Source organism: Symbiobacterium thermophilum IAM 14863, assembly GCF_000009905.1.
In the GTDB taxonomy this organism is placed as follows: domain Bacteria; phylum Bacillota; class Sulfobacillia; order Symbiobacteriales; family Symbiobacteriaceae; genus Symbiobacterium; species Symbiobacterium thermophilum.
The window spans coordinates 1613756-1628396 of the sequence record NC_006177.1; the positions used below are offsets into that span (position 1 = coordinate 1613756).

15 protein-coding genes are annotated in these 14641 nt (G+C 69.9%); all 15 read left to right on the forward strand.

Features of this window, described 5'->3' with window-relative positions:
• Nucleotides 1-118: 118 nt before the first annotated feature.
• A complete protein-coding gene (locus STH_RS07450) occupies nucleotides 119-1642 on the forward strand; it encodes a YifB family Mg chelatase-like AAA ATPase (protein WP_043713734.1) in 1524 nt (507 codons plus the stop codon).
• A 94-nt stretch (nucleotides 1643-1736) separates the two neighbouring features.
• Nucleotides 1737-1985, forward strand: coding sequence for a hypothetical protein (locus STH_RS07455; RefSeq protein ID WP_011195607.1), 249 nt, complete (start codon nucleotides 1737-1739; stop codon nucleotides 1983-1985).
• Between the two features lie 80 nt (nucleotides 1986-2065).
• Nucleotides 2066-2329 carry a sulfurtransferase TusA family protein gene (locus STH_RS07460; RefSeq protein WP_011195608.1) on the forward strand — a complete coding sequence of 88 codons (264 nt, stop codon included), beginning with the start codon at nucleotides 2066-2068 and terminating at the stop codon, nucleotides 2327-2329.
• Nucleotides 2330-2406: 77 nt separating this feature from the next.
• A complete protein-coding gene (locus STH_RS07465) occupies nucleotides 2407-3561 on the forward strand; it encodes a M20/M25/M40 family metallo-hydrolase (protein ID WP_011195609.1) in 1155 nt (384 codons plus the stop codon).
• Between the two features lie 21 nt (nucleotides 3562-3582).
• Complete coding sequence (gene dprA, locus STH_RS07470) at nucleotides 3583-4743, forward strand: DNA-processing protein DprA (RefSeq protein ID WP_011195610.1); 1161 nt, start codon at nucleotides 3583-3585, stop codon at nucleotides 4741-4743.
• A 73-nt stretch (nucleotides 4744-4816) separates the two neighbouring features.
• Nucleotides 4817-7024, forward strand: a complete 2208-nt coding sequence (gene topA, locus STH_RS07475; protein ID WP_011195611.1) for a type I DNA topoisomerase — start codon at nucleotides 4817-4819, stop codon at nucleotides 7022-7024.
• Nucleotides 7025-8368: a methylenetetrahydrofolate--tRNA-(uracil(54)-C(5))-methyltransferase (FADH(2)-oxidizing) TrmFO gene (trmFO, locus tag STH_RS07480; protein WP_011195612.1), complete on the forward strand. Its 1344-nt coding sequence runs from the start codon at nucleotides 7025-7027 to the stop codon at nucleotides 8366-8368.
• Between the two features lie 317 nt (nucleotides 8369-8685).
• Nucleotides 8686-9747 carry a tyrosine recombinase XerC gene (locus STH_RS07485; RefSeq protein ID WP_050742165.1) on the forward strand — a complete coding sequence of 354 codons (1062 nt, stop codon included), beginning with the start codon at nucleotides 8686-8688 and terminating at the stop codon, nucleotides 9745-9747.
• 247 nt (nucleotides 9748-9994) lie between these two features.
• Nucleotides 9995-10753: a GTP-sensing pleiotropic transcriptional regulator CodY gene (codY, locus tag STH_RS07490; protein ID WP_011195614.1), complete on the forward strand. Its 759-nt coding sequence runs from the start codon at nucleotides 9995-9997 to the stop codon at nucleotides 10751-10753.
• A 175-nt stretch (nucleotides 10754-10928) separates the two neighbouring features.
• Complete coding sequence (locus STH_RS07495; protein ID WP_011195615.1) at nucleotides 10929-11153, forward strand: flagellar FlbD family protein; 225 nt, start codon at nucleotides 10929-10931, stop codon at nucleotides 11151-11153.
• Between the two features lie 22 nt (nucleotides 11154-11175).
• On the forward strand, nucleotides 11176-11844 hold the full coding sequence (locus STH_RS07500) for a flagellar brake protein (protein WP_043713739.1): 669 nt from the start codon (nucleotides 11176-11178) through the stop codon (nucleotides 11842-11844).
• A gap of 15 nt (nucleotides 11845-11859) precedes the next feature.
• Nucleotides 11860-13290 (forward strand): DUF342 domain-containing protein, encoded by a 1431-nt coding sequence (locus STH_RS17110; protein ID WP_011195617.1) that lies wholly within the window; start codon nucleotides 11860-11862, stop codon nucleotides 13288-13290.
• A gap of 57 nt (nucleotides 13291-13347) precedes the next feature.
• Nucleotides 13348-13665, forward strand: coding sequence for a hypothetical protein (locus tag STH_RS07510; protein ID WP_011195618.1), 318 nt, complete (start codon nucleotides 13348-13350; stop codon nucleotides 13663-13665).
• Between the two features lie 102 nt (nucleotides 13666-13767).
• Nucleotides 13768-14304 (forward strand): hypothetical protein, encoded by a 537-nt coding sequence (locus STH_RS07515; protein WP_043713741.1) that lies wholly within the window; start codon nucleotides 13768-13770, stop codon nucleotides 14302-14304.
• Nucleotides 14305-14385: 81 nt separating this feature from the next.
• Nucleotides 14386-14616: a MerR family transcriptional regulator gene (locus tag STH_RS07520; RefSeq protein WP_043713743.1), complete on the forward strand. Its 231-nt coding sequence runs from the start codon at nucleotides 14386-14388 to the stop codon at nucleotides 14614-14616.
• Nucleotides 14617-14641 lie beyond the last annotated feature (25 nt).

The following is a 14641-nucleotide window of genomic DNA, read 5'->3' on the forward strand; positions in this document are numbered from 1 at the left end:
TCTTCCGCTGCGAAGGCGTTCTCCACCGGCTGGCACAGGGAAGGGGGAGATTGACAAGAATGAGAATCTGTGGCACGATGTACCCGAGGCGAACGTCTGTTGGCGGGGGGTGCGGCGGGTGTTCGTACGGGTGTGGAGCTTCACCCTGCAGGGGATCGAGGCGCTGCCGGTCGCCGTGGAGGTCGATGTGAGCCCGGGCCTTCCCTCCTTTGAAATCGTCGGACTGCCCGACGCGGCCGTGCGGGAGGCCCGGGAGCGGGTGCGGGCCGCGGTCCGCAATGGCGGGTGGCCGTTCCCGCTGCAGCGGATCACGGTGAACCTGGCCCCCGCCCACACCCGGAAGGAGGGGGCTGGATTCGACCTGGCCATCGCCCTTGGGGTCCTGGCTGCGGCGGGCGCCTTCCATCCGTCGGCCCTGGCGGGCATCGCGGTGGCGGGCGAGCTGGCCCTGGACGGCGGCGTGCGTCCGGTGCGGGGGGCGCTTGCCATGGCGATGGCGCTGGAGCCGGGCCGCCGGCTCGTGCTGCCCCCGGAGAGCGCGCGGGAGGCGGCCGCGTGCGGGGCCGACGTCCTGGCCGCGCCGCACCTTGCCGATCTGGTCGCGCACCTGCGCGGGGAACGGGTCCTGGCGGCGCCAGACCCGGCGCCGCCCGTGGCCGGTGGCTGCGACGGGGACGTCGACCTCGCCCTGGTGCGCGGCCAGCCGGTGGCCCGGCGCGCCCTGGAGGTGGCCGCCGCCGGGGGTCACAACCTGTACATGGTCGGCCCGCCGGGCGCCGGCAAGAGCCTGCTGGCCCGCTGCCTGCCCACGATCCTGCCGCCGCTGGACGAGGCCGAGGCGCTGGAGGTGAGCCGCATCCACAGCGTGGCCGGGGAACTGGGGCCGGGCGGTCTTCTTCGCCGGCGGCCGTTCCGGGCGCCCCATCACTCCATCTCCCGGGCCGCCATGCTGGGCGGCGGGAATCCCCTCCGGCCCGGGGAGGTGACGCTGGCCCACCGCGGCGTGCTCTTCCTCGACGAGATGCCCGAGTTCCGGCGCGACGTGCTGGAGGGCCTCAGGCAGCCGCTGGAGGACGGCGTCGTGCGGGTGGCGCGGGCGCATGCGCACCTGACCTTCCCGGCCCGGCCCACGCTGGTGGCGGCGGCCAACCCGTGTCCCTGCGGTCACCTGGGCGATCCCGTGCATGCGTGCACGTGCACGGCCACCGCGGTCCACCTCTACCGCAACCGGCTCTCGGGCCCCCTGCGCGACCGGTTCGACCTGCAGGTGTACCTGCAGCCGGTGCCCTACGCCGCGTACCGGGCAGCGGCGGCCGGAGAGTCCTCCCGGGCGGTCGCGGAGCGGGTCCGGGAGGCGAGGGAGCGGCAGCGGCGCCGGCTGGCGCAGCACGGTTGCTCCAGCAACGCCGAGATGGGCCCCGCCCTGATCCGCCGCTTCTGCCGCATTCCGCCGGGCGCGGAGGCGCTGCTGCGGGAAGCCGTGGACCGCTTCGGCCTGTCGGTCAGAGGCTGCGATCGTGTGCTCCGGGTGGCCCGCACCCTGGCCGATCTGGAAGGCGCGGACACCGTCGAGCTCCGGCACCTGGCGGAGGCGCTGCAGTACCGCGGCGTCGGTGCGGCGCCCGTCCGGCAGGGCGCATGAGGCCGACAGGCGGAGTCTGGTACGCACTGCGCCGTACGCGCATGCTATCGCCTGACTGCACACCGCGGTCAACCTGTACCCAGGAGGGATCAGATTGGCGGAGCAGGACCGGCGTACGGTTCACGAAGGACCCATGGCCGACCGGCGGGGTCCCGGGTGGCGGCAGGACGCCGCCGAGCTCGAGGCCCGGGACCGGGAGCGCAAGGAGAACCCCATGGGGGCGCTGCCGAACAACCTGACGACCATCGACAAGGCGCATGCGGCGCGGGCCAAGTCGGACGAGGGATCCGTGGATCCGCAGGCCGACCTGGGAGGGGGCGCTGCCGGGGAGAGCGAAGAATAGGGAGAGCGGCTGGGGAGGCGGGGACCACCGGCCTCCCCGCTGCATGGATCGGCCTTGAACCCACCGGGAGGGAACACGACGTGTCGACTACGGGCCAGGGAACGCTGCCTCAGCCGGATCGCGCGATCGACCTGCGCGGCGACGTCTGTCCGGTCACCTTCGCCAAGACCAAGATCGCCCTGGAGGAGATGCAGATCGGCCAGGTGCTGCTGGTGCGGCTCGATTACGAGCCCGCCACGCGCAACGTCCCGCGGAGTGCAGAGCTCTACGGCGACGAGGTGCTCGCCGTAAGGCAGGTGGGCGAGCGGGAGTGGGAGGTTTGGCTCCGCAAGCGGGTGGAGTGAGGACTCGGCCGCCACTCTTTCCAAACGTTGGATCGTCCGCTATAATCGGAGATTGAACCGCAAAGGGGCGATGTCGCATGATCCTGGAGCACCCGACTGCCTGCCGCCTCGTGGCCGAAGCAGAGTTGGCACTGCCTGAGCTCGTGCGGGAGGTCATCGCCGTCTGCGAGATCCCCGCCCCCACGTTCCACGAAGCCGAGCGCGCCGCTTACGTGGAGCGGCGGATGCAGGAGGTCGGTCTCCGCGAGGTGAGGCGCGATGCGGTCGGCAACGTCATCGGCCGGCTGCGGGGGAACGGGACGGGGCCGAACCTTCTGATTGCGGCGCACCTGGACACCGTGTTTCCCGCCGGCACCGACGTGACCGTGCGACCGGACGGCGACATCCTCCGGGCCCCCGGCGTGGGCGACAACTCCTCCAGCGTGGCGACGATGCTGCATGCGGCCCGCCTGCTGGTCAAGAACGACGTGCCGCTGGCGGGCGACGTCATCTTCGCGGCCACCTGCGGGGAGGAAGGGCTCGGCAACCTGGAGGGCATGCGAGCCGTGGTCGAGGCGCTGAAGGACGAGATCGACTACGTGATCGCCCTGGACGGCAGCCTCGGCGGCATGGTGCGGGAGGGCGTGGGCAGCCGGCGGTTCCGGCTGGTGGTCGCCACCAGCGGCGGCCACTCCTGGGGCGCGTTCGGTGCGCCCAGCGCCATCCACAGCCTCGGTCGCATCATCGCCCGCATCAGCGAGCTGCGCGTGCCCACCCACCCGAAGACGACCTACAACGTCGGCGTCATCTCCGGCGGAACCTCCATCAACACCATCGCCGCCCGGGCCGAGGCGCTCATCGACCTGCGCTCGCTGGACCGGGGCGAGCTGGTGCGGCTGGAGGAGCGGGTGTTGCGCATCGTGCGCGCCGAGGAGCGGGAGTCCGGCGTGAGGGCCACCCTGGAGCTCCTGGGGGACCGGCCCACCGGATCGATCCCGGACACCCATCCCCTGTGCAACCTGGTCCGGAGGGTCCACCGGGAACTGGGCCTGCAGACGCGCAGCTACCCCTCGTCCACCGACGGCAACATCCCGCTGTCGATGGGGATCCCGGCCGTCACGGTGGGCGTCACGCTGGGGGGCAACGGCCACCGGCTGGATGAGTACATCTATACCACCCCGCTCACCAAGGGGCTGGCCCAGGTGCTGCTCCTGGTGCTCGGGGCGCAGGAACTGCCGCAGCGGGCCCGGTAGCCGGAAGGCCGGGCTTTTCGTGTGGAAGGCACCAAACCGAAGGCCGGCTGCCCCCGGGCGGCCGGCCGCGTGGGGGAGAGCGGCATGGAGGGCGCCCTGGTCTGGCTGATTTACCAGCGCGCGCCGGGGGTGGGCCGGCGGCGCATGGCGCAGCTCATGCGTACCTATCCCGACCCCGAGGTGGCCTGGCGGTTGGGGAAAGCGGAACTGGCCGCCGTGCGGGGGTTCAGACCGGATATCGTCGAGGCCTTGCTGGCCGTGCGGAAGAGCGCGGAGGCGCGCCGCGACGCGGAGCGGGAGCTGGAGCGTGCCCGCCGCGCCGGCCTCCGCGTACTCTGTTATGGCACCCGGGGCTACCCGGAACGGCTGGCCGAGATCCCCGTCCCGCCGCCCGTGCTCTACCAGTACGGGCCGTGGGAGCCCGACGGCCGTCCGGTGGTGGCCATCGTCGGCACCCGTCGGCCCACCGCCTACGGGCTGGCGGTGGCGGAACAGCTGGGCCGGGAGCTTGCACAGCTGGGCGCGGTGGTCGTCAGCGGGATGGCCCGGGGCATCGACACCGAGGCGCACCGCGGGGCCCTGGAAGCAGGGGGAACTTCGGTCGCCGTACTTGGCGGCGGCGCCGATGTCTGCTATCCTCAGGAGTCGGCGGCGCTGTACCGGCAGATGCGGGAAACCGGTGCGATCCTGTCGGAGCAGCCGCCCGGCACCGCCCCGCGCCCCGAGAACTTCCCGGAGCGGAACCGGATCATCACGGGCCTCAGCCACGGGGTGATCCTGGTGGAGGCCGGGGAGCGGTCGGGCACGCTGATCACGGCTGCACACGCCATCGAGCAGGACCGGGATCTGTTTGTGGTGCCGGGGCCGGTCACCAGCCCCCTCTCGAGGGGCCTCTACAAGTACGTCCGCGACGGCGCCGGACTGGCCGTCAGCGCCGCCCAGGTGCTGGAGGACCTGGGCTTTCTCCCTTCGGCGGAAGGTCCGCTTCACTTCACCCCCAGGGGCCTGACGGAGTTGGAGCAGCGGGTGCTGGGCTGGATGGGCAGCGCCCCGTGGTGGCCCGGCGACCTGGCAGAGAGCAGCGGCCTCCCGCTGCCGGAGGTGCAGGCCTGCCTGACGATGCTGGAGATCCGCAGCGCGGTCCGGCGCCTGCCCGATGGGCAATATATCCGAATTGGATAGACCACACGCGGAAGGAATAGTCTATGGAACACGAGCGTCGTGCTCTGGCATGTCACACGGGGGTGTGGACTGCTTGCCGAAGAGCCTGATCATCGTCGAGTCCCCGGCCAAGGCGAAGACCATTGAGAAGTTCCTCGGGCGGAAGTACGCCGTGAAGGCCTCCATGGGCCACGTGCGCGACCTGCCCAAGAGCCAGCTGGGGGTCTCGGTGGAGAACGACTTCGAACCGAAATACATCACGATCCGCGGCAAGGGCGACATCCTGAAGGAGCTGCGGGAGAGCGCGCGCAAGGCCGATCGGGTCTACCTGGCCACAGACCCGGACCGGGAGGGTGAGGCGATTTCGTGGCACCTGGCCCAGGTCCTGAAGCTGCCGCTGGACGAGCCGCTGCGCATCGAGTTCCACGAGATCACGAAGGATGCCATCCAGCGGGCGATCAAGCAGCCCAGGCCCATCGACCTGAACCGGGTGGAGGCGCAGCAGGCGCGCCGGGTGCTCGACCGGCTCGTGGGGTACAAGCTGAGTCCGCTGCTGTGGCGCAAGGTACGGCGCGGCCTCTCCGCGGGGCGGGTGCAGTCGGTGGCGGTGCGGCTGATCGTCGACCGCGAGCGCGAGATCCAGGCGTTCCAGCCGGAGGAGTACTGGACCCTGGACGCCAGGCTGTCAACGGCCTTTGCCCAGTCCTTCAGCGCCCGGTACTGGGGCATGGGCGAGCAGAAGGCGGACCTGAAGACGCAGGATCAGGTACGGGCGGTGGTGCACCAGGTGGCCGGAGACCGGCTGCCGGCCGGTAACGCCGCGGTGAGCGGGGAGGGCACGCCCGGCGATCCGTTCACCGAGGTGCTGGACCTCGCCGGCGAGGGCCTCGTCCTGCAGGTGCGCAGCGTGAAGCGGCGCGAGAAGAAGCGGAACCCCGCGTACCCCTTCACCACGTCCAGCCTGCAGCAGGAGGCCTCCCGCAAGTTGGGGTTCAGCGTGCGGCGTACGATGGCGGTGGCCCAGCAACTCTACGAGGGGCTGCCGCTGGGCGAGGAAGGCCACACCGGCCTGGTGACCTACATCCGCACCGACTCCACCCGGATCGCCGACGAAGCCGCCCGGGCGGCGGCGGAGTTCATCGAGCGGCAGTACGGGAAAGACTACGTCCCGGAGCGGCGGCGTGAGCCGGACCGGCGCGCCGGCGAACAGGGAGCCCACGAGGCCATCCGCCCGACGGACGTCACCCGGACGCCGGAGTCGGTGAAGCCGTACCTCACGCCGGACCAATACCGGCTCTACCGGCTGATCTGGGAGCGCTTCCTGGCGAGCCAGATGGCTCCCGCCGTGCTCGACACGGTCACGGTGGAGCTGGTAGCGGGGGAGCACGTGTTCCGGGCCAGCGGGCAGAGCATCCGTTTCCCGGGGTTCATGAAGGTCTACATCGAGGGCGAGGACGACGACGGCCAGCGGGAGGAGGGCGACGATCTGCTGCCCGAGCTGGCCGAGGGGCAGCAGGTCACCCTGCAGACGCTGGAGGCGCGGCAGCACTTTACGCAGCCGCCGCCCCGGTACTCCGAGGCCATGCTGGTCAAGGCCCTGGAGGAGCGGGGGATCGGCCGGCCGTCCACGTACGCGCCCATCATCGGAACCATTCAGACCCGCGGCTACGTCGAAAAGCGGGATAAGCGTTTCTATCCCACGGAGCTCGGCGTGCTGGTCACGGACATCCTGAAGGAGTACTTCCCGGACATCATCGACGTCGAGTTCACCGCCCACCTGGAAGGTAAGCTGGACGAGGTGGAGGAGGGGCGGGTGAACTGGCGGGAGCTGATCCGGCGGTTCTACGGCCCCTTCGAGGAGACGCTGAAGCAAGCCGAGGAGAAGGTGGGCGGGTTCGAGCTGGAGGACGAGGTCTCCGACGTGCCCTGCGAGAAGTGCGGCCGGCTGATGGTCGTGAAGCACGGCCGGTTCGGCAAGTTCCTGGCCTGCCCGGGCTTCCCCGAGTGCAAGTCCACCAAGCCGATCCTGGAGGAGACGGGCGTCACCTGCCCGGCCTGCGGCACCGGCCGCATCGTGGAGCGGAAGTCCAAGAAGGGCGGCAGGCGGTTCTACGGCTGCACCAACTACCCCGACTGCAACTTCGTGTCGTGGGAGAAGCCCGTGAACCGGCTCTGCCCGGAGTGCGGCGCCCCCTACCTGGTCGAGAAGCGGATCAAGGAGCTGGGCCTCAGCCACGTCTGCAAGCAGCCGGACTGCGGGTACGTGGAACCGGTGGAGAGCATGGAAGAGGTGCATGCCTGAGTGACGGAGCCCCATGTGACCGTAATCGGCGCCGGGCTGGCCGGGTCGGAGGCGGCTTGGCAGGCCGCCCGGCTCGGGGTCAAGGTGACCCTGTACGAGATGCGCCCCCACGTGACCACTGCCGTGCACCGCACGGGGCTGTTCGCGGAGCTGGTCTGCTCCAACTCGCTGCGCGGGGCCGGCCTGGAGAACGCCGTGGGCCTGCTGAAGGAGGAGATGCGGCGGCTGGGCAGCCTGATCCTGCGCGAGGCCCTGCAGCACGCGGTGCCGGCCGGCGGCGCGCTGGCGGTAAGCCGCGAGGAGTTCGCCGCCGGCGTCACCGCGGCGCTGACCTCCCACCCTAACATCACGGTGGTGCGGGAGGAGGTACGTGAAATCCCCCCCGACGGCGTCGTCGTCATCGCCTCCGGGCCGCTGACCTCCGCGCCCCTGGCGGAGGCGATCCGGCGCTTCACCGGCGAGGAGTCGCTCGCCTTCTACGATGCGGCCGCGCCGATTGTGAACATCGAGACCGTCAATATGGACAAGGTCTTCCGCATGAGCCGCTACGGCAAGGGCGAGGGGGACGACTATCTCAACTGCCCCCTCACCAGGGAGGAGTACGAGGCGTTCTACGAGGCCCTGGTGACGGCGGAGAAGGCCATGCCCCACAACCCGGAGGACGCGCAGGTCTGCTTCTTCGAGGGCTGTCTGCCGGTGGAGGAGATCGCCCGCAGGGGACCGGACGCGCTCCGCTACGGGCCGATGAAGCCGGTGGGGCTGATCGACCCGCGCACCGGGAGGCGCCCCTGGGCGGTGGTGCAGCTCCGGCAGGACAACGCCGCCGGGACGCTCTACAACATGGTGGGCTTCCAGACCAGCCTGAAGTGGAGTGAGCAGAAGCGGGTGTTCCGGATGATCCCCGGGCTGGAAGAGGCCGAGTTCGAGCGGTACGGGGTCATCCACCGCAACACCTTCATGAAGTCGCCGCGGCTGCTGTACCCGACCGGCGAGTCGCGCCAGCGTGCCGGCCTCTTCTTCGCCGGGCAGATGACCGGTGTGGAGGGCTACGTGGAGTCCGCGGCTGGGGGGCTGGTGGCCGGGATCAACGCCGCGCGCCGGGCCCTCGGGCTGGAGCCGGTGACCTTCCCGCGGGAGACGGCCATCGGATCGCTGCTGCACTACATCACTCATGCCGATCCCGAGCACTTCCAGCCGATGAACATCGCGTTCGGTCTCATGCCGCCGCTGGAAGGCCCGAAGATCCGGGACAAGCGGGCGCGCAAGCGGGCGATCTCGGAGCGGGCCCTGGACGTGCTGGCCGCCTGGGCGCCCGGGCATCTGGGCGCGCCGCTGCTGGACTGAGGCCCGCTTCCGGGGCGGTGCCGGATGGAAGGATGTGGCGGGGTCCTTCACCGGGCCCCTTCTTTATGCCGCAAGTGATTTGTGATCTAAACGGATGTAACAAAACTGTCATATTGCTTCCACATCATGGTAGGCATGCGTATTCTCGTGAAAAAAGGAGCAAGGGCTGCTTAGCACGCCAAAACGGCGAGCGGAAATTGTGGGCGGATAGAGATATTTTCTGAATTGTGGTCTTGCCTTGGGGACGGGCTGTGTGTTAGGATAGAGACCGATTGGGTAAGCCGTGTTAACAAAGTTCGCCGCAGGAGGTGGGGAGGGTGGGCGCCCAGCCGCAGGGTGACAGCCTTGGGCCGGAGGTCGCCGGCTTCCTCGCCAGCCTGTCGGTGGAAAAGTCGGCTTCCCAGCACACGCTGCGCAGCTACCGGCTCGACCTGGCGCAGTTCTATGCCTGGCTGGCCAGCGGCGGCACGACCGCACCCGTGGTCGGAGGCCGCGGCTCGGGCCGGACCCGCAGGCACGACTTCGCGGCACAGCAGGAGGAGCCGGTCCGTCCGGTGGGTCTGGACGAGCTGCGGGCCGTCAACCACCTGACGATCCGGTCGTACCTCGCCTTCCTGCAGCGGCAGGAGTTCAGCCGGCGGACCATCGCCCGCAAGCTTTCGTGTCTCCGTTCCTTCTACAAGTATCTCGTGCGCGCAGATCTTGTCCCGACCAACCCAGTGGCAGGTGTACACACCCCTAAACTGGAGCGGCGGCTCCCCGTCTTCCTGGACGAGGAAGAGATTGGGGGGCTGTTATCACAGCCTGATACCCACACGCCCCTGGGCCTCAGGGATCGGGCCCTGCTGGAGCTGCTCTACGCCACGGGGCTGCGGGTGGGCGAACTCGTTGCGCTGAACCGGGGAGACATCGATTACAGCGAGGGCTGGGTGATCGTCTGGGGCAAGGGGCGGAAGGAGCGGGCCGTGCCCGTCGGCAGTGAGGCGCTGCAGGCTCTGGGGCACTATCTCCGGGACGGGTGGCCCGTGCTGCGGGCCAGGGCGCCGGCCGCGGAGCAGTCCCTGCCTGAGGCGAAGCAGCCGCTTTTCCTCAACAAGCTGGGCGGCCGGCTGAGCGATCGCTCCGTCCGCCGGCTGCTGGACCGGTACGTCAGCCAGCTCGCCCTGAGCCGGCAGATCAGCCCGCACAAGATCCGCCACACCTTCGCGACCCACATGCTCAACCACGGCGCGGATCTGCGGGCGGTCCAGGAGATGCTGGGCCACGCCAGCCTGTCCACCACCCAGATCTACACCCACGTCACGACGCAGCGGCTGCGGACCGAGTACCTGCGTGCGCACCCCCGCCAGCGGCGGGCGGCGCCGCCCGATGAGGGGTGATGGTGTACAGTCCTTGGGCCGACCGGCCGTCACCGGCCACGACGCCCAGTTACATTTATTGCGACATTCTCAGCGTGGAGGCGATTGAAACAGCGGAGCAGATGGGTATCATGAGCAAAGAGCCTGAGTAATGGGTGCATCAGTGTACGCCGAGGGGAGGGCCGTGGCCGCGGCACAGGGGGTGGCTCGGGCCGCGGCGCACAGCTCATCACATACCACTGAGAGACGGAAATGGAGGCAGATTTCCATGAAGACGTTGCTGGAGAAGACCCGTAGGATCAATCGCCTGCTTCAGAAGAGCGCAGGTACCCAGGTGAACTTCAACGAGTTGGCCGGTGTGCTGGCCGACCTGATCGGTGCCGATGTGTACGTTGCCTCCCGCAAGGGCAACATCGTGGGCCTTGGGCTGACGGCCGGTGACGCCGACGCCTACCAGAACATCACCTTCACCGAGGAGTACAACAGCTCGCTGATGAAGGTGGACGACACCACGGCCAACACCGAGCAGAGCGAGCTCACGGTCCTGCAGGAGGGCAGGGAGGTCCAGATGCGGGGCGGCCGTGTGACCATCGTGCCCGTGAACGGCGGCGGCGAGCGGCTGGGCACGCTGGTGCTGGTCAAGAGCGCCGACCTGACCGACGAGGACCTGATTCTCGGCGAGCTGGCCGCCACCGTGGCCGGCGTGGAGATCCTGCGCGCCCATGCCGGTGAGTTGGAGGAGGAGGCCCGGAAGAAGGCCGCCGTGCAGATTGCGCTGGCGACGCTCTCCTACTCCGAGCTGGAGGCCGTCCAGCACATCTTCGACGAGCTGGACGGCAACGAAGGGCTGCTGGTGGCGTCCAAGATCGCCGACCGGGTCGGCATCACCCGCTCGGTCATTGTGAACGCTCTGCGGAAGTTCGAGTCCGCCGGCGTGATCGAGTCCCGGTCGCTGGGTATGAAGGGCACGCATATCAAGGTGCTGAACGACCGGCTCATCGAGGAGCTGCGCAAGCTGCGGAGCTGATCGCACGGCCGGCGAACCTCGGCCCCGGCGCCTACGGAAGCCCCACGCGTCTACCGCGTGGGGTTTTTTCGGTGCCCTTATGGTTCAGAAGGGAAAAACGCGGCTGGAGACGAACTAAATCGCGTCAAGACGCGAGTACACAGAACCGTCTGTTTGGTGACAAGGGGGAAGCGGTGTGATCAAGCTGCGGCGGTTCCGGTCCAAGGGTGGGGAGTTTGTGGTCAACGCGGATCTGATCGAGACGGTGGAAGCCACACCCGACACGGTTGTCACCCTGACCACCGGGCACAAGCTCATCGTCGAGGAGAGCGTGGACGAGGTCATCCGGAAGGTGGTCGAGTTCAAACGCGCCTGCCACACCCCGCTGCTTGGCCACAGCGACCCGCATGCAGAGTCATAGCCGCTGGAGGGGGGCAGGGCCGTTGCGACTACCGACCATCAATCAGCAGCTGACGATCTACATACCAACAGGATGGTGGAAGGGCCGCTACTCGACCTACCTGGAGGCGCTGGAGGACTCGACCATACGCGTGGCCCATCCGATGTTCGGCTCCGCCTTGATCCCCCTGATGCCGGGGGACGAGGTCATGGTGGAGTACGTGTACAACGGCGAGCGAGTCGGGTTTGCGGCCCAGGTGCTGCAAAGGGTGACCGAGGAGACCCCGGCCCTGATCCTGACCCGCCCCGGGCCGGGGGACATCCGCCGGCAGCAGCTGCGGAACTTTGTCCGGCTGGACATCAGCCTTCCCATTGAATATGCGCCCGGCGGCCGCAAGGCCGGCGAGGAGGAGCCGGAGCTCCTGCCCGGGCGCACCGTCAACATCAGCGGCGGCGGCGCGCTGATCGTCACAGGGGAGTCGTATCCCCCTGGCACGCGGCTCGATCTGGTGCTGCATCTGCCCGACCGGGTGATCCCGGTCGAGGCGGAGGTGGTCCGCCACGTGCCGGTGGCCGTGGTGCCCGGTTCGGGCGATCCCGTGCAGACCCGGCTGGGGGTGCGGTTCACGCAGATCGAGGAGCGCGACCGCGAGCAGATCATCCGCTTCATCTTTGCCGAACATCGACGCAGGCGGCGGAAGGGACTGGAGTAAAGGGGTGAAGGAGGCGTGAGCGAACCGCGCGAAGGCTTGGACGCCGGCCGGACCGGACCGCGGGACGCGGAACTACTGCTGCTGGTGTCTCCCAACGCCATGTCTGTGGAGGCCCGGGTGGTGCCGCCTGAGCCGGGCGGCCGGAACATCACGCGCGAGCAGGTGCTGCAGGAGCTGGCGAGGCTCAAAGTGGTGTTCGGCATCGACCACGCGGCCATCGACCGGCTCGTGGAGATGGCGGAAAAGGGGTTCCGCCTCGACCGCCAGGGCATCGTGGTGGCGGAGGGACGGCCGCCGGTGGACGGCCAGGACGCCGCCATCATCCATCACCCGCTGCTGCAGACGCCCGCCGGTTACCCGCGCCTCACCGAGGACGGCCGGGCCGACTTCTTCGATCTCAACCTGGTGCGCAACGTGGCCAAGGACACGGTCCTGGCCACCCGTAAGCCGCCGACCCCCGGCGAGCCGGGTATCGACGTCTTCGGGCGGACGGTGAAGGCGCGCGAGGGGCGCGATGTGCGCCTGCGGGCCGGAGCGGGCACGCGCCTGTCACCGGACGGGCAGTCGGTGATCGCCACGGTCGAGGGCCATGCGTCCATTTCGGCCAGCGGCGAGGTGACCGTCTCCCCCATCTTCACCGTTCCCGGCGACGTGGGCTACGGCTCCGGCAACATCGACTTCGTCGGCACGGTCGTCGTGCGGGGCGACGTGACCCAGGGCTTCACCGTCAAGGCCGGGGGGAACGTCGAGGTGCACGGCGGGATCATGGGGGGCAGCATGGAGGCCGGCGGCGACGTGCTGGTCCGGTACGGGATCGTCGGGGCCGGGCGGGGCCGGGTCAAGGCCGGCGGCAAGGTGCGCTGCCGCTTCATCGAGTCGGCCGAGGTGGAGGCTGCGGGCGACGTCGTGGTGTCGGACGGCATCCTGAACTCCCAGGTTTCCGGCGACAGCGTCCTCGTGACCGGTGGGCGCGGCTCCATCATCGGCGGCCGGATCCGGGCCCGCAGGGAGATCAGCGCGCAGACCCTCGGCTCTCCCATGGGCGCCGCCACAGACCTGCAGGTCGGCGTGCCCCCGGCGGTCCGGGCGGAGCTGGACCAGATCCGGGAGCAGCTGGCCCGTGTGGAGGACCGGTTCGGTCAGGCGACCCGCACGGCGACGTACCTGAACTCGGGCGCGGCGGAAACCGCGCGCATCAGCCGCGAGTTCGCTGAAAAATCCCGGCGGCTGACCGGCGCCGAGCGGCAGCAGCTGGCCGGCCGCCTGGCCGCGCTGCAGTCGCAACTGGAGCCCGAGCCCGGCGCGTGTGTCAAGGGGTACGAGGCGGTCTATCCGGGGGTGCGGATCACCATCGGCGCACAGCGGCACGTGGTGGTGGACCAGTCGACCAACAGCTGCTTCGTCATCGGCGAGGACGGCGAGATTCGACTGGTGCCGGCCTGGTAGGGCGACGGGCGCCGGCCTCCCGCGGGGAAGCGGCGCGGCGTTGGGAGGTGTCTGACGATGGCGGTGAGGCCCATCGATTCGCTGACGATGCTGCCGCGCCTTCAGGAGGCGGGGCGTGCGGTGCAGCAGACCGAACAGTACCCGCACGCCTTCCAGCAGGTGCTGGGCGCGCAGGTGCAGCAGGAAGGCGAGCGCAGCCAGAAGCAGGTGCGGAGGCGCACGGAAGCGGAGCAGCCGACCGTCACTCCGGATGGCCGGCGCCCCGGCGGGCAGGGGCAGCCGTCCGGGCGGGGGGAGCATCACCGCCGGCGGCAGGCGAGGCCCGAACCCGGGGATGCGCCCGGCGGCACCGGCCGCCTGGATGTGAAGGTGTGAGGCATGTCCGCCAGGGGCCCCGGCATACCCATGTGGGTGGCCGGGGTCTTGCGCGCGTCCGGCGGACGTCTCCCGGCCGACCTTCTTCGGGGAGGAATGGGGATGGCAGGCGGCGTGCCGGGGGTGGACAGGCGTAGCGCGCCGTTCTGGCGCGGGCTGCTGGTGGGTGCGGGGGCTGTGGCCGCCGCCCTGGCGATGGGGCTGGGGTACCTGGCGACAGCCGGCGTCACGGTCACCGTGACGGGGGATCTGCTGGTGGCGCGAATGGGCGAGGAGGTGGAAGCGGCGGTGCGCCGGGAGCTCTCCGGGGTGCTGCGGCAGGCACAGGCGGAGTGGCCGCAGCGGGTGCAGGAGGCAGCTCGGAGTCAGATCGCCGCGGTGCGCGTCGAGGTCGCGGGCCTGTCGCTGGAGCTGCCGGAGGCAGCCCGTACCCAGGTGGAGCGGGCCGCCGCCGAAGCGGCGCAGGCGGCCGTGGAATCGGTGGCGGGCAACCTGCCGGTGGACGAGCTGGCGGAGCGAATCGGCGCCCGGGCTGCGGCGCTCGCGCGGGAGCGGCTGCCCCAGGTGCTGGCGGAGCAGCGGATCGTGGTCGAGGCGGCGCCGTGGCTGCGGGTGCCCGTGCGGCTGCAGGTGCGCTGAGCGGCTGCGGACCGGGTGAACCTCCTGCGGCCCCGTGCCGTTTCTACGGTTGAGACGGCAGACCAAGGGAGGGGACCGCGGGTGGCGCGGTGGCTGACGGAACGCGAGCTGTTGGAACAGGCGGGCATCAGCCCGGCGGAGCTGCGCTGGTTCGGTGACCGGTTCGACGCGCAGATGGCCGTCCTTACCCGGCGGGGTCCGGACGGCCGGCCGCGCTACGCGCCCGACGCCGTGGTCCTGCTGCGCAGCCTGGCGGCCATGGTGGCACGGGGGGCGACCCCGGAGCAGATCAAGGCGTGGTACGGCCTTTGAGCGACAAAAACCCTTTGCCAACGCC

Bases quoted from the DNA above. Each gene is read 5' to 3' on its own strand.
- codY (WP_011195614.1), top strand. From the start codon at position 9,995: ATGAAGACGTTGCTGGAGAAGACCCGTAGGATCAATCGCCTGCTTCAG.
- STH_RS07515 (WP_043713741.1), top strand. From the start codon at position 13,768: ATGGCAGGCGGCGTGCCGGGGGTGGACAGGCGTAGCGCGCCGTTCTGG.
- STH_RS07465 (WP_011195609.1), top strand. From the start codon at position 2,407: ATGATCCTGGAGCACCCGACTGCCTGCCGCCTCGTGGCCGAAGCAGAG.
- STH_RS07510 (WP_011195618.1), top strand. From the start codon at position 13,348: ATGGCGGTGAGGCCCATCGATTCGCTGACGATGCTGCCGCGCCTTCAG.